This window comes from Novosphingobium kunmingense (assembly GCF_002813245.1).
GTDB lineage: Bacteria > Pseudomonadota > Alphaproteobacteria > Sphingomonadales > Sphingomonadaceae > Novosphingobium > Novosphingobium kunmingense.
In genome coordinates, this window is record NZ_PHUF01000002.1 from 176,292 (window position 1) to 194,962 (window position 18,671).

The window sequence follows — 18,671 nt, forward strand, 5'->3', positions numbered from 1 at the left end:
TCGCCCACCGGCTTTTTTCGCGTTTCGGAGTTTGTGCTGAATGTTCGACACTCTTTCAGACCGGCTTGGCGGCGTTTTCGATCGCCTGCGCGGGCGCGGTGCGCTGAAGGAGCAGGACGTTCGTGACGCGATGCGCGAAGTGCGCATTGCCCTGCTCGAAGCCGATGTCGCCCTGCCGGTGGTCCGCCGTTTCATCGATTCGGTGACCGAAGCGGCGGTTGGCCACGCGGTGCTTCGCTCGGTCACGCCGGGCCAGCAGGTCGTCAAGATCGTCAACGACGCGCTGGTCGAGATGCTCGGCGGGGAAGAAACCCCCAGCCTCGACCTCAACGCCGCGCCGCCGGTCGTCATCATGATGGTCGGCCTGCAGGGTTCGGGCAAGACCACCAGCACGGCCAAGCTGGCCAAGCTGCTGAAGGAAAAGCAGGGCAAGAAAGTCCTGATGGCCTCGCTCGACGTCAACCGTCCGGGCGCGCAGGAGCAGCTTCGCGTGCTGGGCGAGCAGGTCAGCGTCTCGACGCTGCCGATCGTCGAAGGCCAGCTCCCGGTCGATATCGCCACCCGAGCGCTGCAATCGGCCAAGCTGCAGGCTATCGACGTGCTGCTGCTCGACACCGCGGGCCGCCTCCACGTCGACCAGGGCCTGATGGACGAGATGAAGGCTGTCGCTGCCATCTCGAAGCCGCGCGAAACGCTGCTGGTGGTCGACTCGCTCACCGGCCAGGACGCGGTCAATGTCGCGCAGAGCTTTGCCGGCCAGGTCGACCTGACCGGCGTCATCCTGACCCGCATGGATGGCGATGCCCGTGGCGGCGCGGCGCTGTCGATGCGCGCGGTCACCGGAAAGCCGATCAAATTTGCCGGGATCGGCGAAAAGATGGACGCGATCGAGCCGTTCCATCCCGGTCGCGTTGCCAGCCGCATCCTCGGCATGGGCGACGTCGTCTCGATCGTCGAGAAGGCCGCCGCCGCGATCGAGCAGGAAGATGCCGAGCGCATGGCCGAACGCATGGCCAAGGGTCAGTTCGACATGAACGACCTTCGCCAGCAGCTGCGCCAGATGCAGAAGATGGGCGGTCTCGGCGCGTTGGCCGGCATGATGCCAGGCATGAAGAAAGCCAAGGCGGCGATGCAGCAGTCGGGTATGGACGACAAGGTCCTGCTGCGCATGGACGCGATCATCGGGTCGATGACGCCCAAGGAGCGGACCAAGCCGGACCTGCTCAACGCCAAGCGCAAGATCCGCATAGCCAATGGGTCGGGCGTCCAGGTCCAGGACGTCAACAAGCTTCTCAAGATGCACCAGGAAATGGAGCGGGCGATGAAGCAGATCAAGAAAATGGGCGGCCTCAAGGGGCTCGGCGCGCTGTTCGGCAAGGGTGGCCTCGGTGCCGCCATGCCGGGGCTGGGCGGTCCGGGCGCCAATGCCGGCCTGCCGGGTCTGGGAGGAGGCGGCCTGCCGTCGAACCTCAACGACCTGCTCAAGAAATAAGTTTTCGTGATTAGTTAGAAAGGTAGTTCAAATGTCTGTTTCTCTTCGTCTTTCGCGCGGCGGTTCCAAGAAGCGCCCCTATTACAAGGTCGTCGTCGCCAACAGCCGCGCCCCGCGCGACGGCAAGTACCTCGAACAGGTCGGCACCTACAACCCGCTGCTCGCCAAGGATGACGAAAGTCGCGTCCGCCTGGTCGAAGACCGTGTCCGCTACTGGCTGGGCGTCGGCGCGCAGCCGACCGACCGCGTCGCCCGCATGCTCGACAAGGCCGGGATCAAGGAACGCGCCGCCACCGTGAACCCGCAGAAGGCCGAGCCGGGCAAGAAGGCCAAGGACCGCGCCGAGGAAAAGGCCGAAAAGGCCCGTGAAGCGGAAGAAGCCGCGAAGGAAGCCGAAGCGGCTGCAGCCGAAGCCGCCGCTGCCCCGGCTGCGGACGAAGCTCCGGCCGAGGAAGCTGCTGCCGAAGCCAACGAAGCGACCCCCAACAGCGATGCCGGCGACGAAGCTGGCGACGTTTCGGGCGAAAGCTCGCAGGAACCGGCCGAGGGTTAAGCCTTGTCCGGCGCATCTCCCGTCACCCTGGCCGCCGTCATCGGTGCGCATGGCGTGACGGGCGAGGTCCGTTTGAAGCTGTTCGGTGAAGGCGTGGCGTCGCTGAAGCGATTCCGCGCCTTCAACAATTCCAGTCTGACGGTGGAAAAGCTGAAGGACGACGGCAAGGGCGGCGCCATCGCCCGCTTTGCCGAGGTAAAGGACCGCACGGCGGCCGAGGCTCTGCGCGGCACGGCGCTAACGGTGCCGCGCGCCCTGCTGCCCGCGCTCGGAGCGGGCGAATATTACCACGCCGACCTGATCGGCCTTCCGGTTGTTTCAACAGAGGGCGAAGACCTCGGCGCCTGCATCGCGGTCGAGAACTTTGGCGCTGGCGACGTGCTGGAAGTACGGCGGCCGACCGGCAAGACCTTCATGGTCCCGATGAACGCTGCAGCGGTCCCCGAGTGGAGCGCTGAAAAGATCGTGATTACGGCTGCTTACGCGACGGATTGACCAGCGAATCCACCTCGTTGGCAAACATCGTCAAGTCGAAATTCTGCGGATCGTCGTGCGCGTCAGGAATTCCTGCGTCGACCGTGTTGTGCTGCGCGGGGATCAGCCAGCGTCCGGCCCGCGCGCTGGTGTAGACATATAGAGCGGCAAGCTGACGGTACTGGGCGTCTGAAAATCCCGGCTTCGGCCCGTGGGTGTGGCCGCGATCGGAATAGCCTTGGATGAAGCGGCGCGGCTGGACCGTCTCGATGTGCACGAACCGGCCGCGCGCGGCAGGGCCGACGACGCGGCTTTCAAGCTTGGTGGCGCGCCAGCCTTCCTGAAATTCGTGCCCGGCCCAGATCTGGCCGTAACGAGACAGGAAGATGTGGGCCACCGGCTCGCGCGCGAAAGTCCCGTCCATGTAGGGCGTGAAACTGTTGACGGTCCAGTCGGTATCGAGGTGCCTTGGGAAGGGCTCGTTTTCGTAGAACGGCGTGCTGGTGTCGTGGATCACGAAGTAGAGCGCGGGCAGACCCGCCTCGGTTTTGGACAACGGCGCATCGGCCCAGGTCCGCGCATAGTCCTGGTAGGGCCGGGGGAAGGCGGCCAACGCCGCCTCCTTCATCGCTGCGGTCGGCGTGCTGCCATCGGCGAGGATCCGGGCAAAGACCGGAGGCAGGGGCTGAGCACTGCGCTCGGCCAGCAGGCCGATCTTGCGCAGCAGGCAGGTCGCCTGTTCGACCGGGCTGCCCGCGAATGTCAGCGTGTCGCGGTCGAAGCGGCACTCGCCGATCTCTTCGGCAGAAGCGGGATTTGCGATCAGTGACAGCAGGAAGGCGAGGCGGCGCATCGCGCGAGTGTCGGCGAGGGGTGGCGCGCTGGCAAGACTTCGATTGCAGAAGCGCGGCCAATCTGAAAAAGGCCCAGTCGCCATGACCTTCCGTGCCACAGTCCTGACGCTTTACCCGGAGATGTTCCCCGGGCCGCTCGGCGTAAGCCTCGCTGGCCGCGCGCAGGCCGAGGGGAAGTGGAGCCTCGAGACCGTCCAGATCCGCGACTTCGCGATCGACAAGCATCGCACGGTGGACGACACGCCCGCTGGCGGAGGGGCCGGCATGGTGCTGCGCGTCGATGTGCTGGCCGCGGCGATCGACCACGCGCGGCTGGGAAATCCCGAAGCCCCCGTTATCGCCATGACCCCGCGCGGCAAGCCTCTTTCGCAGGCCCGCGTGCGCGAGCTGGCACAGGGTCCGGGCGCCATCGTCCTGTGCGGCCGCTTCGAGGGATTTGACGAGCGCATCTTCGAAGGAAGGGCGGTCGAGGAAGTCAGCGTCGGCGACATCATCCTGTCCGGCGGCGAACCGGCAGCGATCATGCTGCTGGACGCTTGCATTCGGCTGCTTCCCGGCGTAATGGGCGCCGCTTCAAGCGGTACCGAGGAATCGTTCGAGAACGGCCTCCTCGAGTATCCGCACTATACCCGACCCACCACGTGGGAAGGGCGCACGATCCCTGAAGTGCTGCGATCGGGGGATCATGCGAAGATCGCGGGGTGGCGCAAGTCACAGTCCGAGATCGACACTCGGTCACGCAGGCCGGATCTTTGGGAGCGTCACGAGGGCGCTCGGGTCCCGCCTGCCTCTGATGCGCGGCGAAAGAAGAAGGAATTGGACCAGTGAACCTGATCCAGCAGATCGAAGCCGAGGAAATCGCCAAGGCTTCCAAGGATATTCCCGAGTTCCGTCCGGGCGACACCGTTCGCGTCGGCGTGAAGGTCATCGAAGGTGAGCGCAGCCGCGTGCAGGCCTACGAAGGCGTTTGCATCGCGCGTGCGAACAAGGGCATCGGCAGCAACTTCACCGTCCGCAAGATGAGCTTCGGTGAAGGCGTGGAACGCGTGTTCCCGCTCTACTCGCCGAACATCGACAGCATCACCGTCGTCCGCAAGGGCGTGGTGCGCCGTGCCAAGCTGTACTACCTGCGTGGTCGTACCGGCAAGCGCGCCCGCATCGCCGAACGCCGCGACGTTCGCACCGAAGCCTGAAGTCAATCGACCAACGGCTCTGGCGCTAAGCCGAAGAGCATTTAAGAAGGGCGTCCCGGCATCGACCGGGGCGCCCTTTTTCCTGTTTCCGTGGGGACTTCACTTGTCATGCGTCTGCCGTCCGTCCTGCTTGCCGCAACCTGTCTTGCCATCGCGCCCGCAGCCCTTGCGCAGGAGGCTCCCGTGACGCAGGCGGCATCCGTCGGTACCGCGTTGCCGCTGGAACGGGTCTTCGCCAGCCCCAGCCTCAACGGCCCGGTGCCGCGCGGGGTCAAGCTTTCGCCCGACGGCCGTTTCCTGACCATGCTGCGCAACCGCGCCGACGACCGCGAACGCTGGGACCTGTGGGGGTTCGATCGCACCACCAGCCAGTGGACCATGCTGGTCGACAGTCTGAAGCTGGGGTCGGGCAAGGACCTGTCCGAGGCCGAAAAGATGCAGCGCGAACGCATGCGGCTGGGCGATGTGAAGGGCATCGTCAACTATTCCTGGTCGGCCGACGGCAAGGGCATCCTCGTCCCGCTCGACGGCGACCTGTTTCTCGCCAAGCTCGACGGCTCGGTGCAGAAGTTGACGGAGAGCAAGGAGGACGAGCTCAATCCCGCGCTGAGCGAGAAGGGCGCCTACCTGTCCTTCGTGCGCGACCGGCGGCTGTGGGTCGGCCCGGTGGGCCAAAGCGCCCGGCCGGTCACGCCCGCCGAGAGTTCGGAGACGGTCCACTGGGGTGAAGCCGAGTTCGTCGCGCAAGAGGAAATGGCCCGCTTCACCGGATACTGGTGGGCACCCGACGACAGTCGGATTGCGGTCCAGCGGTTCGACGATGCGCCGGTCGGGATCGTTACCCGCGCGGCGATCGGGGCGGAAGGGACCAAGACCTTCCAGCAGCGCTATCCGGCTGCCGGCACGCGCAATTCGCTGGTCTCGCTTTACGTGATGAAGCCGGACGGTAGCGAGCGGGTGCAGGTCGATCTGGGGAGCAATCCGGACATCTACCTGGCCCGCGTCAACTGGTCGCCCGATGCCAAGGCGCTCTACGTCCAGCGGATGAACCGCGAGCAGACCCTGCTCGACATGCTCAAGGTCGATCCCGCGACTGGCAAGGCGAGCGTGCTGTTCACCGAGAAGGCGGCCGCGAAGAGCTGGATCAACCTGACCAACAACTACCGCTTCCTCGACGACGGCAGCCTGGTCTGGTGGTCGGAACGCGATGGCTATGGCCACCTGTGGCACGTCAGGAACGGCAGGTGGAAGCAGCTGACCAAGGGGCCGTGGGTGGTCAGCAACCTGGTCGGTGTGGATCAGAAGAAGGGCCGCGTGTTCTTCACCGCCAACAGGGATTCGGCCATCGAACAGGGTGTTTATGCGCTGAACCTGTCTGCACCCGGCAAGATCGAGCGCCTGACCGAAACCGGCTGGGACGCGAATGCCAGCATGGACAAGACCGGGCAGACGCTGCTGGTCAGCCGGTCGGCCAACTCGCAGCCGTCGCAGGTCTATCTCGCCGATCAGACCGGCAAGCGGCTGGCCTGGGTGGAGGAGAACAAGCTGGACGCCAGCCATCCCTACGCGCCGTACCTTGCGGCGCACCGTCCCGCGCAGTTTGGCACGATCAAGGCGGTCGACGGCAGCGATCTGCACTGGAAGATGACGACCCCGGTCATGCAGCCGGGCAAGCGCTATCCGGTGTTCTTCCAGCATTACGGCGGCCCGACGGCGCAGCAGGTCACCAGCGCCTGGACGAACCCTCTGACCCAGGCCCTGGTCGCCAAGGGCTATATCGTCTTCGAGATCGACAACCGCGGGACCGAGAACCGAGGCGTCAAGTTTGCCAGCCAGATCTGGCACGCCATGGGCAGCGTCGAGGTCGAGGACCAGAAAGCCGGCGCGCTCTATCTCAGGAGCCTGCCCTTCGTCGATCCGGACAAGATCGCCACCTATGGCTGGTCCTATGGCGGTTACATGACGCTGAAGATGCTGCAGGCAGACCAGGGCCTTTACGCGGCGGGCATTGCTGGCGCTCCGGTAACCAAGTGGGAGCTTTACGACACCAACTATACCGAGCGGTACCTCGGCGATCCGACCAAGTTGCCCAAGGTCTACGAACAGTCCAACGCGCTGGCCGACGCCGCAAAGATCAAGGATCCGCTTCTGGTGATCCATGGCATGGCCGACGACAACGTGGTATTCGAAAACTCATCCGCGCTCATCGCGAAGTTGCAGGCCGAGAACGTGCCGTTCGAGATGATGCTCTACCCCGGCTACACCCACCGCGTTTCCGGACCGAAGGTCAGCGCGCACCTGTGGGGTACGATCCTGGCGTTCCTCGAACGGCACGGGGTGACGCCGCCGAAGTGACCGGCTAGGGCCTGGCACGAAATCTGCGGAGAATGACGATGGGTTACCGGGTGGTTGTGGTCGGCGCGACTGGCAATGTCGGGCGCGAGATGCTGAACGTGCTGGCCGAGCGCGAGTTTCCGATCGAGGAGCTCGCCGCCGTCGCCTCGTCGCGTTCGACCGGCGACGAAATCGACTTCGGCGAGACCGGGCGCACGCTCAAGGTCCGCAATATCGAGCATTTCGATTTCACCGGCTGGGACATAGCGCTGTTTTCCGCCGGGTCCGAAGTATCCAAGACCTATGCGCCCAAGGCTGCGGCGGCTGGCTGCGTGGTGATCGACAATTCGTCGTTCTACCGGATGGACCCGGACGTGCCGTTGATCGTGCCCGAAGTGAACCCCGAGGCGATCGACGGCTACAAGGCGAAGATGATCATCGCCAACCCCAACTGCTCGACCGCGCAGATGGTCGTCGCGCTCAAGCCGCTGCACGACAAGGCGAAGATCAAGCGCGTGGTGGTCAGCACCTACCAGTCGGTGTCGGGCGCGGGCAAGCAGGGCATGGACGAACTGTTCGAGCAGAGCCGCAACATCTTCGTCGGCCAGGCCAACGAACCGGTCAAATTCACCAAGCAGATCGCCTTCAACGTGATCCCGCACATCGACAGCTTCCTGGACGACGGATCGACCAAGGAGGAATGGAAGATGGTGGTCGAAACCAAGAAGATCCTCGACCCCAAGATCAAGGTGAACGCCACCTGCGTGCGCGTGCCGGTCTTCGTCGGCCATTCGGAATCGATCAACCTGGAATTCGAGGACGAGATTTCGGCCGAGGAAGCGCAGGACATCCTGCGCGAGGCGCCGGGCGTCATGCTGATCGACAAGCGCGAGGACGGCGGATACGTCACCCCGGTCGAATGCGTCGGCGACGGTGCGACCTTCGTGTCGCGCGTGCGCGAGGATCCGACGGTCGACAACGGCCTTGCGCTGTGGTGCGTTTCGGACAACCTGCGCAAAGGCGCCGCGCTCAACGCGGTCCAGATTGCCGAACTGCTCGGGCGGAGGCATTTGCAGAAGGGGTAAGGCATGACCCGGACCATGACCGGCGGCTGCCAGTGCGGCCGCGTGCGCTACAGCGTCGATCTCGAGAGCGACGATGCCTACTGGTGCCATTGCCGGATGTGCCAGAAGGCGACCGGCGGCATCGCGGCGGCCTTTGTGCAGGTCCCGGTCGCGAGCCTGACCTGGGAAAGCGAGCCGGACTGGTACCAAAGCTCGCCGATTGCGCGGCGGCCGTTCTGTTCGGCCTGCGGGACGCCGCTGGGCTTCGATTTCCTGCGGCAGGGCAAGGACATCGACCTGACGGTGGGCAGCTTCGACGATCCGTCCGCTTTCAAGCCGGTGGCCCATGCCGGCGCCGAATCGATTCACGAGGCGTGGCTCGACACCCGTGACCTGCCGCGCCACTACACCGCGACGACGCCAAGCGTGGCGGAGCGCTATGCCGAGGTCGGGCTGGGGGTTCCTGAGTGACGTTGAGCACCAAGTTCTACGACGGCTTTGATGGGGCGCGGTTGGCCCTGCACCGGATGGGTGCCGGTCGCCCGGTGATCCTGCTGCACGGCCTGTTTTCCAGCGCGGAAATGAACTGGATCAAATTCGGCCAGGCCGACCTGCTGGTCGAAGCCGGTTTCGAATGTCTTATGCCCGATCTTCGCGCGCACGGGCACAGCGAGGCGCCGCACGATCCGGATGCCTATCCCGACGACGTGCTGGCCAGGGATCTTGCCGCACTGGTTGCGCATCTCGATCTGTCCGACTTCGACCTTTGCGGCTTTTCGCTGGGCGCGCGAACAGCCGTGCGCGGCGTTATCGCCGGGGTCAGCCCGCGCCGCCTCGTGCTGGGCGGCATGGGCCTTGAAGGGCTCGCCGGCTGGACGGCCAGGGGCGCCTTCTTTATCGACGCGATCGATCGCTTCGAGACGATCAAGCATGGCGATCCCGCCTTCAACGCAGTTTCCTTCATGAAGACCATGAAGGTCGACCGGGCTGCGGTGCGGCTGCTGCTGCAAACCTTTACCGACACGCCGCCGACGGCGCTTGCCACGATCACCATGCCGACGCTTGTCGTCAACGGCGATCAGGACCGCGACAACGGCGATCCCGCAGCCTTGACCGAGACCTTGCCGAATGCGGTCCAGGCCGTGGTCCCTGGCACGCACATGAGTTGCGTTACCAAACCGGACCTGGGGCTGGCGATCCGCGACTTCCTTGCGGCCTGAACCGGGCGCTTAACGGAACGGCGGCTCGTTGAAGGCGCGCAGCTTGCGGCTGTGGAGACGTGCGCGTTGCGCGCGCAGCAGGTCGATCGTGGTGGTGCCGATCTGCAGGTGCGAGGCGATGGTCTCCTCGTAAAAGCGGTTTGCCTGGCCGGGCAGCTTGATCTCGCCGTGGAGCGGCTTGTCCGACACGCAGAGCAGGGTTCCGTAAGGCACGCGGAAGCGATAGCCCTGCGCGGCGATGGTCGCGCTTTCCATGTCGATGCCGATCGCGCGACTCTGGCTGAGGCGGCGCGCGGACTGGGTGTAGCGTAGCTCCCAGTTGCGATCGTCGGTGGTGGCGACGGTACCGGTCCGCATCCGCTTCTTGAGGTTCGCGCCGACATCGCCGCTGACCATTTCAGCGGCCTGGGCGAGGGCAATCTGCACTTCGGCAATGGCCGGGATCGGAATTTCCGGTGGCAGCACCGGGTCGAGCACATGATCGTCGCGCAGGTAAGCGTGGGCCAAGACGAAGTCGCCGATCTTCTGCGTGTCGCGCAGCCCGCCGCAGTGGCCGATCATCAGCCAGGCTTCGGGTCGCAGCACAGCCAGGTGATCGCAGATCGTCTTGGCGTTGGACGGGCCGACCCCGATGTTGACCAGCGTGATGCCCGAATGATCCGGGCGGATCAGGTGATAGGCCGGCATCTGGTGGCGGCGCCACGCCGTGTCGGAAAGCCGGTCGCGCGCGTTGTCGGTCGCTGCGTCGAGGAACAGGCCGCCCGCACCCGACAAAGCGGTGTATTCGTCCTTGCCGAGCTGCTGGCCCGCCCAGTCGACGAATTCGTCGACATAGCGGTGGTAGTTGGTGAACAGAATGAAGCGCTGGAAATGCTCGGCCGCGGTCCCGGTGTAGTGCGCCAGGCGCGCAAGGCTGAAATCGGTGCGCAGCCCGTCGAACAGCGCCAGCGGGATGGTTTCGTCCATGCCGTCGACCGCGACCCCGTCGGCCAGTTCGTCGCCGATCATGGCCAGTTCGGTCGAGGGGAAGTGGCGGGCCAGTTCGCTAGGGCTGACGCTGCCGAGCCCGGAGCTGGCATCGACCACGTAGGGAAAGGGGATTTCCTGCGACGAACGGCTTACCTCGACCGTGATCTCGTAGTCGCCGGCAAGCAGTTCGAGCTGTTCGGCGAGGTAATCGGCAAACAGGGCCGGGCGCGTCACGGTGGTGGAGAAGGTGCCGTCGTGGGCCAGTCGGCCGAAGGCACGCGCCAGATCCGGCCGGGTTTCGACACCGTGATAGTGCACGATAAGCGCCGGATAGCACCAGGCGTGGGTGCTGCGGCGGTCTTCGGGGGGAAGGGTGCCGTCGGTGGCGTAGGCGATCACGTCGCTGCGCAGGGTGGTGACGGCTTCGTCGTAAACGCGGACCAGTTCCGCGATGATGTTTTCTGTCGTTTCCATCGCGGGCCTATAACCATGGTCCGGCGACATTTCAATGACGGGAACTTTCGCGCGCTCCAGACAAAAGAAAAGGGGGCGCCGAAGCACCCCCTGATCCTGTTCGCGAAGAAACGGCGAAGGCTCAGGCTTCGTCGTCGCCTTCCGTAGCCTCGGCGGCCGGGGCCGGAGCGTCGGCTTCCAGATCTTCGCCGTTGCCGGGGGTGAAGTCGGTGATCGCGTCGGCCGCAGCTTCGTCTTCGAACATCGCAGCGATGACGTCGACGCCCTGGGCCTGCTGCTCCGCTTCATCCGGCGAGCGGGCGACGTTGACCTTGACGCCAACGACGACTTCCGGGTGCAGCGCAACCTTGACGTCGAACACGCCGATGGTCTTGATCGGGCGTTCCAGCACGATCATCGACTTGGTCACGCCAGCGCCTTCGGCGTTCAGCGCTTCGACGATGTCGCGCACCGAGACCGAACCGTAAAGCTGGCCGGCGTTCGACGAGGCGCGGATCAGGACGACCGACTTGCCTTCGACGTTTTCCGAGTTCTTTTCGGCTTCACCGCGACGCGACGCGTTGTCGGCTTCGATCTTGGCGCGGTTGGCTTCGAAGACCTTCTTGTTGGCTTCGTTGGCGCGCAGCGCCTTCTTGTTGGGCAGCAGGAAGTTGCGCGCGTAGCCGTCCTTGACGGTCACGACATCGCCGATGGTGCCCAGCTTCTCGATGCGTTCGAGGAGGATGATATCCATGGTACCGGTCCCCTTACTTCACGAGGTAGGGCAGAAGGCCCAGGTGGCGGGCGCGCTTGATGGCCTGGCCCAGTTCGCGCTGCTTCTTGGCAGAAACGGCGGTGATGCGGCTCGGCACGATCTTGCCGCGTTCAGACATGTAGTTCTGAAGCAGGCGCGTGTCCTTGTAATCGATCTTGGGAGCGTTCTTGCCCGAGAACGGGCAGCTCTTGCGGCGGCGGAAGAATGCGCGGGCCATGACTTAGAACTCCTCGCGTTCGCGGCGCTTGGTGCGCTCGCGGTCGTTCTTGCGCATCTGCACCGACGGGCCGGTTTCGTGCTCGTCAACGCGGACGGTCAGCCAGCGGATCACGTCTTCGTTGATCGCGGTCTGGCGTTCCAGCTCGGCAACGACGCCCGCGGGGGCTTCGATGTTGAGCATCACGAAGTGCGCCTTGCGGTTGCGCTTGATCTTGTAGGCGAGATTCTTGAGGCCCCAGGTTTCGGTCTTGGTGACCTTGCCCTGGCCTGTTTCGACGATCTCGGTAGCGGTAGCGGCCAGCGCATCAACCTGCGCCTGGCTCAGATCCTGGCGCGCCAGGAACGTATGCTCGTAGAGCGGCATACCATGCCTTTCATCTTCATAACCGATCGCTGGCTGATCCGCGGGATTGCGGGGCCCCTCCGGCTTTCTCTGCATCCGGGAATCTCCCGGAAGCGGCGGCCCATACAGGCTGGACCGGGAAAAGCAAGCCTTGTCGCGCGCTGGGCGGGAACCCTTTGGCCCTTGCGCGTTAGGAAAAGGCTGGCCAAGACCGCTCGCACCAACAGGAGGATTGTAACCCCATGCCTACCGGCCTCGTCGCGCTGCTGGACGATATTTCCGTCATTGCCAAGGCAGCGGCCGCCTCGATCGACGATGTCGGCGTGGCAGCGGCCAAGGCCGGGACCAAGGCCGCCGGCGTGGTGATCGACGATGCCGCGGTAACGCCGACCTACGTGACCGAGTTCACGCCCGATCGCGAACTGCCGATCATCTGGAAGATCGCCAAGGGCAGCCTGTTCAACAAACTGGTCCTGCTTCTGCCCGGCGCGCTGCTGATCAGCGAGTTCCTGCCTTGGGCGATGACCCCGCTACTGATGATCGGCGGCCTGTTCCTGTGCTATGAAGGCGCGGAAAAGATCATGGAGAAGCTGGGCGGCGAGGAGCACGGCCAGACGCTTGAAGACCCCATCAGCGACGTGGCTGCGTTCGAGAAGGAACGCGTGTCGGGCGCGGTGCGTACCGACCTGATTCTTTCGGCCGAGATCATGGCCATTGCGCTTGCCGAGATCGCCGACACCCCGATCGTCGAGCGCGGGCTGGTCCTCGCCGTGGTGGGCGTGGCCATTACGGTGATCGTTTACGGCGCTGTGGCGCTGATCGTGAAGATGGACGACATCGGCCTGCATATGGTCGAGAATCGCAGCACGGCTGCGGCGAAGGCGGTCGGACGGGGCCTGCTCAGGGCGATGCCGCGCATCCTTGCGGTGCTTTCGGTGGTCGGCACCGCGGCCATGCTCTGGGTCGGCGGCGGGATCATCCTTCACGGCACCGAAGAACTCGGCTGGCATGGCCCGGCAGATATTGCCCACAGCGTGCAGCACGCGGTCGAGCACGCGACCGGCGTCCTCGGCGGCGTGCTCGGCTGGCTCACCTACGCCGTGGCTTCGGCCGTGGTCGGCCTGGCCCTGGGGTGGATCGTCGCCGTGCTGCTGCACAAGCTGCCCGCCCTGTTCAGCAAGCCGGCAGGCCCCACTGCCTGAGCGCGGCTTCTGCCCGCAGCGCGATCTGCGGGCTGTCCGGCCACAGGCGGATCAGCGGCAGCGTCTGGCCCTCTACCTCGAGGATTTCGGCTGCGTCGACGAAACGTGGGGCGGCCGGGTCCAGCGTCAGAACCAGGCATAGCGGCACCGCGTCGACGGTCGGGAAGGGCAGCAGGCCGACGTTGCGGACTTCGATCAGGCCGCTCGCCTTGGGCGGCGGGCTGGCGATCAGGCGGTTGCCGCGCGATTCGATGCGCAAGCCATCGTCGCCGATCAGCATGGCGCCGCGGTCGATCAAGGCCAGGGTCAAGCTCGATTTACCGCTGCCCGCCGCGCCCTCGATCAGCACGCCCCGCCCGGCGCAGGACACCGCGCTGACATTCAGAAGCAGGCTCATTCCTGGTCCTCGCGCTCGAGCGGGAGTTCGGCCACCAAGTTGGCACCCGGCTGTCCGTCGTCCCGGTCGGTTGCGTAAAGGCTGCCGTCGTGGGCTTCGACGATGGTGCGCGCGATAGCGAGGCCGAGGCCCGAATGTCCGCCGAAGTCCTCGCCCTTGGGGCGGACCGAATGGAACCGGTCGAACACCTGCTCACGCGCGTCGTCGGGAATGCCGGGGCCCGCATCGCGCACCGCCAGCCGGACATGGTCGTCCATGCGCTCCAGCGTGATGTCGACGCTGGCCTCTGGCGGAGAAAAAGAGACTGCATTGTCGACCAGGTTCTCCAGTACCCGCTCCAGCCGCGCCGGATCCCCCGGTACCACGAAAGGTCCAGGACCGAGCGGCACGAGGCGCACGCTGCGTCCCTGGTCGACCTGCCGCTCCTCGCGCGCGGAAACCAGAGTGCCGGCCAGCGTCTCGAGATCGACGGGGACGAATTCGGTGCGGCTCAGTTCGGCATCGATCCGGCTGGCCTCGGCGATTTCGGTGACCAACCTGTCGATGCGACGCACGTCATGGGCGGCAATGCCGACCAGTTCGGCGCGCAGCGCCGGATCGTCGACCTTTTCCATCGTCTCGATCGCGCTGCGCAGCGAGGCGAGCGGGTTCTTGATTTCGTGCGCGACATCGGCGGCAAAGGTCTCGACCGCGTCGATGCGGTGGCGCAGCGCGAGGGTCATGTCGGACAGGGCACGGGCGAGCAGGCCGATCTCGTCGCCGCGCTCGGGCAGGCGCGGGACCACCACCTCGCGATCGCGACCGAGCCGCACGCGGATGGCGGCACGGACCAGCGCGCGCAGCGGCTGAACGATGGTCCGCGCCAGGAACAGCGAAAGCTGGATCGAGATCAGCAGGGTAATTGCCAGCACGATGCCAAGCGTGCCGCGCGCATCGCGCACGTCCTGCGTGATGTCGCGGGCATTGCGCGTAGTCAGCAGCATCTCGCCGCGCACGCCGACGGGAGCCGCCGCGGTGATGACCGGAGTTTCATCGGGGGCCGATCGCTGCAGGACGTAGGCCTTGCCGGTTTTCTTGGCGGCGGCCAGCTCGGGCCAGGCATCTACGCTTTCGGTGGGCGGGTCGCGGTACTCGGGCACCGGCGTCGTCCCCAGCACCCAGCTCATTGCGCGGTCGATGTTGCGTGCGACGCGCAGCAGGAACGGCTCGCTGGCGGGATCAACGAAGGTGTAGGCTGGGCCCGAAACCTTATCGCTGTCGAGGATCAGCCGGCCCCTGGCATCGTAGAGCCGCAAACGCAGGTCCTGGTCGCGGCTGACCCGTTCGAACAGCGCCTTGCGCCCGGCGATCGGCGTTTCGGCAAGGCCGTTGGCCGTGATTTCGGCCTCTGCCCGGGCCAGCTTGAAACGCACGTCGAGCAGCTGCTTGCGGTAGGAATCGAGATAGAACAGGCTGCCCGCCATCAGCCCGAGCGCGATGATGTTGACCGCCAGGATGCGCACCGTCAGCGACGTTCGCCGCGTCCACGCCCGGCGGCGCTGCCAGCTTTCGGCAGGGCGGCTGTCAGCCATCGGAGTAGCTATAGCCAGCGCCATACAGCGTCTCGATCGCACCGAAGTGTGGATCGACGCTGCGGAACTTTCGCCGCAGCCGCTTGATGTGGCTGTCGATGGTACGATCGTCGACGAAGACGTCGTCGCTGTAGGCCGCGTCCATCAACTGGTTGCGGCTCTTGATCACGCCGGGGCGGGCGGCGAGCGCCTCGAGGATCAGGAACTCCGTCACGGTCAACGATACGGGCTGACCGTTCCACAGCACCTGGTGGCGCAGAGGGTCCATTTCCAGCCTTCCGCGGCGGATTGCCTCGGCCGGTTGTTCGTCGTTTTCGACCTCGGGCGCGCCGCGAACCAGGGCGCTACGGCGCAGGATCGCGCGAATGCGGGCGATCAGCAGGCGCTGACTGAACGGCTTTGCGATATAGTCGTCGGCGCCCATCGCCAGGCCCAGCGCCTCGTCCGGCTCCTCGTCCTTGCTGGTCAGGAAGATCACCGGCAAGGCGCTGGTCTCGCGCAGCTTCTGCAGCAATTGAAGACCGTCCATGCGCGGCATCTTGATGTCGCAGACCGCGAGGTCAGGCGGATTGTCGAGCAGCGCCTTGAGCGCGGTCTCGCCGTCGGAATAAACCCGCGTGACGAAGCCTTCGGACCTGAGCGCGATCGATACGGTGGTCAGGATGTTGCGGTCGTCGTCAACCAGCGCAATCACCCGGGGCGATTCGGCAGGGGACGAGGCTGGCGCGGTGTCGGTCATCGGCGCCTGCGGGGCTACCCGTTCGCGCTGCCTCTGGCAATCGGCGGCGAAGGCGGCGCCTACCGGACGGGTACGAGATATCCGTTACGTATTTGACGGAATCGGCCTGCTGGACTATGCGCCGGGACGAATCTTTGCATAGGTATGCGGAACTTCCCGTCCTGGCACGTATCCAGGCGGCCTTTTGGTTACGGAGATGGACTTGAACGGCATGCTTTCCCACCCGCTCGATCACCTGGGGATCACCACCAGCGCCACGATCTTCGCCAACCTCGGCACGGCGCCGTTGATCGAACACGCGATCGCGCGCGAAGAGGGCAAGCTGACCCGTCATGGCGCACTGCTCGTCGATACGGGCAAGTTCACGGGGCGCAGCGTCAAGGACAAGTTCATCGTCCGCGATGCGGTGACCGAAGACACGGTCAACTGGGGCGCGATCAACCAGCCGATGGCGGGTGAGCATTGGGCCAACCTCAAGGCCGATTTCATGGCTGCCCTGGCTAACCAGGACGAGCTTTTCGTCGCCGACCTGTTCGGCGGATCGCAGCCCGAATACCGCGTCAACGTGCGCGTCATCACCCAGATGGCCTGGCACAGCCTGTTCATCCGCACCTTGCTGGTCCGTCCGACCGCGGACGAGCTGGCCGGCTTCCTGCCGGAATACACGATCGTGAACCTGCCCAGCTTCAAGGCGAATCCCGAGCGTCACGGCTGCCGCAGCGACACGGTGATCGCGGTCAACTTCAGCGAAAAGCTGATCCTGATCGGCAACACCGAATATTCGGGCGAGATGAAGAAGGGCGTGTTCGGCCTGCTGAACTTCCTGTTGCCGGCGCAGGGCGTGATGCCGATGCATTGCTCGGCCAACATCGGCAACGACGGCAAGAGCGCGATTTTCTTCGGCCTGTCGGGAACCGGCAAGACCACGCTCTCGGCCGACGCCAGCCGCACACTGATCGGCGACGACGAACACGGCTGGTCGGACCAAGCGGTGTTCAATTTCGAAGGCGGCTGCTACGCCAAGATGATCAACCTTTCGGCCGAGGGTGAGCCGGAAATCTACGCCACCACGCAGATGTTCGGGACGATCCTCGAGAACGTCACCATGGACGAGGCGACGCGCGAGCTGGACTTTAGCGACGGCAGCAAGACCGAGAACACGCGCGGCGCCTATCCGATCGAATTCATTCCGAACGTGTCGGAAAAGAATCTCGGCCCGGCCCCGTCCAACGTCATCATGCTGACCGCCGATGCCTTCGGCGTGCTGCCTCCGATCGCGCGGCTGACCCCTGACCAGGCGATGTATTATTTTCTGTCGGGCTACACGGCCAAGGTCGCCGGCACCGAAATCGGCGTGACCGAACCGGAAGCGACCTTCTCGACATGCTTCGGCGCCGCCTTCATGCCGCGCCACCCCAGCGTGTATGGAAACCTGCTGAAGGAGCGTATCGCCAAGGGCGGGGCGCAGTGCTGGCTGGTCAACACCGGCTGGTCGGGCGGCAAGGCGACCCAGCCAGGGATCAAGCGGATGCCCATCAAGGCCACCCGCGCGTTGCTCAACGCCGCGCTCGACGGCAGCCTCAACAACGCGGAGTTCCGCAAGGATCCAAACTTCGGCTTTGAAGTCCCGGTCAGCGTGCCCGGCGTCGATGCGCAACTTCTCGACCCGCGCAAGACCTGGGCCGATCCGCAACAATATGATCAGACGGCGCAGGAACTGGTCGGCAAGTTCATCGCGAACTTCGAACAGTTCGTCGACTACGTCGACCAAGGCGTTCGCAACGCGGCTCCGACCGCCGCCTGACCGGCCCGGGACAGCTCCGCGGGCCTGATACCAGACCCAGGGAGTGTCCCGATGACCGAATACCCCGTTCGCCTGTTCGCTTCCGACGCGGAGATCCGCCGCGTCGGCGCGGGCCTGCTGGCGCGAACGTTGCCCAAGTCCGAGTGGACCCATGAAGCCCACCTGGCGGCCTGCGCCTGGCTTCTCCTCGAGCGCCCCGACATCGTGCCGGAAACCGATCTCCCCGACATCATCCGCAACTACAACGTGGCAGTGGGCGGGGTGAACGACGATAGCCAGGGCTACCATCATACCCTGACGCTGCTTTACATCGGCGGCGTGAGGAATTTTCTCGGTGAGGAGCGCGGCGCTGGACTGGCCAGGATCGTCAATGCTCTCCTTCTGAGCCAGATCGGCGACCGGAACTGGCCGCTCACGCTCTATTCGCGTGACCGTCTGTTCAGTGTCGAGGCCCGGCATGGCTGGCTCGGCCCCGATCGGGCCGAGCCCTGACGCGCATGATCAGTCGAGCAGTTCGGCCGGAACCTTGCCGCCGTTGTCTGCAAGCGCCTTCATGACCTGGCGGTGGAGGAGCAGGTTGTCCTCGGCCGAGCCGGAATAATTGGCGTTGCCCAGTTCCTGCGCCAGTTCCTTGCGGTTCTCGTAGCTGGAATCGATGTCGAGCAGCTTCATCAGGTCGACGATCGAGGTTCGCCAGTTCAGCCTGTCCGCGCCCGGCATCGAGGTGAGCGAGGCCTCGATGTCGACTTCCTGGACCGGTGCGGGGGCCGGCTGCGGAGCAGCGCCAGTCTGCGTGGCCGCAGGTGCGGCCTCGGGTGTGGGGGTCTGAGCCTGGGCCTTCTTGCCGAAGATGGCGTCCTTGATCTTGCTGAATATCGACATCGCGGGATCCTTGGTCTGCCAGTGCGCCTGATCGCGGCGCGCCTGTTGCATCAACGTGCCAGCGCGTGGTTCGATCCGCCCTCAGAATATTTCTGCCTCTACGCGAATTTTGCGGTCGATTGCGGAAATGTCG

21 protein-coding genes are annotated in these 18,671 nt (G+C 65.1%); 12 read left to right on the forward strand and 9 right to left on the reverse strand.

The genetic code is table 11. The features are described from left to right. Nucleotides 1-40: 40 nt before the first annotated feature. The 3 genes from ffh to rimM are packed head-to-tail and all read left to right on the forward strand — an operon-like array spanning nt 41 to nt 2,540. Nucleotides 41-1,492, forward strand: a complete 1,452-nt coding sequence (gene ffh / locus B0I00_RS00820; RefSeq protein WP_100865477.1) for a signal recognition particle protein — start codon at nt 41-43, stop codon at nt 1,490-1,492. Nucleotides 1,493-1,523: 31 nt separating this feature from the next. Beyond that, nucleotides 1,524-2,045 (forward strand): 30S ribosomal protein S16, encoded by a 522-nt coding sequence (rpsP, locus tag B0I00_RS00825; RefSeq protein ID WP_100865478.1) that lies wholly within the window; start codon nt 1,524-1,526, stop codon nt 2,043-2,045. A 3-nt stretch (nt 2,046-2,048) separates the two neighbouring features. After that, on the forward strand, nt 2,049-2,540 hold the full coding sequence (gene rimM / locus B0I00_RS00830; RefSeq protein ID WP_100865479.1) for a ribosome maturation factor RimM: 492 nt from the start codon (nt 2,049-2,051) through the stop codon (nt 2,538-2,540). On the opposite strand, the gene B0I00_RS00835 is transcribed toward rimM, so the two are convergent. Next, a complete protein-coding gene (locus B0I00_RS00835; protein ID WP_100865480.1) occupies nt 2,515-3,372 on the reverse strand; it encodes a peptidoglycan recognition protein family protein in 858 nt (285 codons plus the stop codon). The two genes, rimM and B0I00_RS00835, sit on opposite strands and share 26 nt — an antisense overlap. Nucleotides 3,373-3,454: 82 nt before the next feature. On the opposite strand from B0I00_RS00835, the gene trmD reads away from it, so the two are divergent. The 6 genes from trmD (at nt 3,455) to B0I00_RS00865 (ending at nt 9,184) form a co-directional block, all read left to right on the forward strand. Continuing rightward, nucleotides 3,455-4,201, forward strand: a complete 747-nt coding sequence (gene trmD, locus B0I00_RS00840) for a tRNA (guanosine(37)-N1)-methyltransferase TrmD (protein WP_100865481.1) — start codon at nt 3,455-3,457, stop codon at nt 4,199-4,201. Further along, nucleotides 4,198-4,566: a 50S ribosomal protein L19 gene (rplS, locus tag B0I00_RS00845; protein WP_100865482.1), complete on the forward strand. Its 369-nt coding sequence runs from the start codon at nt 4,198-4,200 to the stop codon at nt 4,564-4,566. Before trmD ends, rplS begins: the two co-directional genes overlap by 4 nt. 108 nt (nt 4,567-4,674) lie before the next feature. Further along, nucleotides 4,675-6,921: a S9 family peptidase gene (locus B0I00_RS00850; RefSeq protein WP_100865483.1), complete on the forward strand. Its 2,247-nt coding sequence runs from the start codon at nt 4,675-4,677 to the stop codon at nt 6,919-6,921. Between the two features lie 38 nt (nt 6,922-6,959). Beyond that, nucleotides 6,960-7,985, forward strand: coding sequence for an aspartate-semialdehyde dehydrogenase (locus B0I00_RS00855; RefSeq protein ID WP_100865484.1), 1,026 nt, complete (start codon nt 6,960-6,962; stop codon nt 7,983-7,985). A gap of 3 nt (nt 7,986-7,988) precedes the next feature. Then, the gene (locus B0I00_RS00860) at nt 7,989-8,435 is read left to right on the forward strand and encodes a GFA family protein (protein WP_100865485.1); all 447 of its coding nucleotides are present in this window, start codon (nt 7,989-7,991) and stop codon (nt 8,433-8,435) included. A gap of 56 nt (nt 8,436-8,491) precedes the next feature. Beyond that, nucleotides 8,492-9,184, forward strand: a complete 693-nt coding sequence (locus B0I00_RS00865) for an alpha/beta fold hydrolase (RefSeq protein WP_100866414.1) — start codon at nt 8,492-8,494, stop codon at nt 9,182-9,184. 9 nt (nt 9,185-9,193) lie between these two features. Here the strand turns inward: B0I00_RS00865 and B0I00_RS00870 are convergent, their stop codons facing one another. The 4 genes from B0I00_RS00870 to rpsF form a co-directional block, all read right to left on the reverse strand. Next, nucleotides 9,194-10,627 (reverse strand): AMP nucleosidase, encoded by a 1,434-nt coding sequence (locus B0I00_RS00870; protein ID WP_100865486.1) that lies wholly within the window; start codon nt 10,625-10,627, stop codon nt 9,194-9,196. Between the two features lie 121 nt (nt 10,628-10,748). Continuing rightward, the gene (rplI, locus tag B0I00_RS00875) at nt 10,749-11,360 is read right to left on the reverse strand and encodes a 50S ribosomal protein L9 (RefSeq protein WP_100865487.1); all 612 of its coding nucleotides are present in this window, start codon (nt 11,358-11,360) and stop codon (nt 10,749-10,751) included. Between the two features lie 13 nt (nt 11,361-11,373). Then, entirely contained in the window at nt 11,374-11,598 is a 225-nt protein-coding gene (gene rpsR, locus B0I00_RS00880; RefSeq protein WP_088309634.1) for a 30S ribosomal protein S18, read from the reverse strand. A gap of 3 nt (nt 11,599-11,601) precedes the next feature. Then, on the reverse strand, nt 11,602-11,964 hold the full coding sequence (rpsF, locus tag B0I00_RS00885) for a 30S ribosomal protein S6 (protein WP_100865488.1): 363 nt from the start codon (nt 11,962-11,964) through the stop codon (nt 11,602-11,604). A 221-nt stretch (nt 11,965-12,185) separates the two neighbouring features. Between rpsF and B0I00_RS00890 the strand changes: the two genes are divergently transcribed. Next, entirely contained in the window at nt 12,186-13,145 is a 960-nt protein-coding gene (locus B0I00_RS00890; protein ID WP_100865489.1) for a DUF808 domain-containing protein, read from the forward strand. Here B0I00_RS00890 and B0I00_RS00895 read toward each other — a convergent pair. The 3 genes from B0I00_RS00895 to B0I00_RS00905 are packed head-to-tail and all read right to left on the reverse strand — an operon-like array spanning nt 13,117 to nt 15,852. Then, nucleotides 13,117-13,542 (reverse strand): HPr kinase/phosphorylase, encoded by a 426-nt coding sequence (locus tag B0I00_RS00895; RefSeq protein ID WP_100865490.1) that lies wholly within the window; start codon nt 13,540-13,542, stop codon nt 13,117-13,119. The genes B0I00_RS00890 and B0I00_RS00895 overlap by 29 nt on opposite strands. Beyond that, a complete protein-coding gene (locus B0I00_RS00900; RefSeq protein ID WP_232730058.1) occupies nt 13,539-15,113 on the reverse strand; it encodes a sensor histidine kinase in 1,575 nt (524 codons plus the stop codon). The genes B0I00_RS00895 and B0I00_RS00900 overlap by 4 nt, the downstream gene beginning before the upstream one ends. Further along, nucleotides 15,106-15,852, reverse strand: a complete 747-nt coding sequence (locus tag B0I00_RS00905) for a response regulator transcription factor (protein ID WP_100865492.1) — start codon at nt 15,850-15,852, stop codon at nt 15,106-15,108. Before B0I00_RS00905 ends, B0I00_RS00900 begins: the two co-directional genes overlap by 8 nt. Before the next feature lie 211 nt (nt 15,853-16,063). On the opposite strand from B0I00_RS00905, the gene B0I00_RS00910 reads away from it, so the two are divergent. Together B0I00_RS00910 and B0I00_RS00915 are read left to right on the forward strand one after the other, a co-directional pair. Beyond that, nucleotides 16,064-17,656, forward strand: a complete 1,593-nt coding sequence (locus B0I00_RS00910) for a phosphoenolpyruvate carboxykinase (RefSeq protein ID WP_100866415.1) — start codon at nt 16,064-16,066, stop codon at nt 17,654-17,656. A 51-nt stretch (nt 17,657-17,707) separates the two neighbouring features. Next, nucleotides 17,708-18,148 carry a hypothetical protein gene (locus B0I00_RS00915; protein ID WP_100865493.1) on the forward strand — a complete coding sequence of 147 codons (441 nt, stop codon included), beginning with the start codon at nt 17,708-17,710 and terminating at the stop codon, nt 18,146-18,148. Between the two features lie 9 nt (nt 18,149-18,157). Here B0I00_RS00915 and B0I00_RS00920 read toward each other — a convergent pair whose 3' ends face one another. Then, nucleotides 18,158-18,538 (reverse strand): DUF3597 domain-containing protein, encoded by a 381-nt coding sequence (locus B0I00_RS00920; RefSeq protein WP_100866416.1) that lies wholly within the window; start codon nt 18,536-18,538, stop codon nt 18,158-18,160. Nucleotides 18,539-18,671 lie beyond the last annotated feature (133 nt).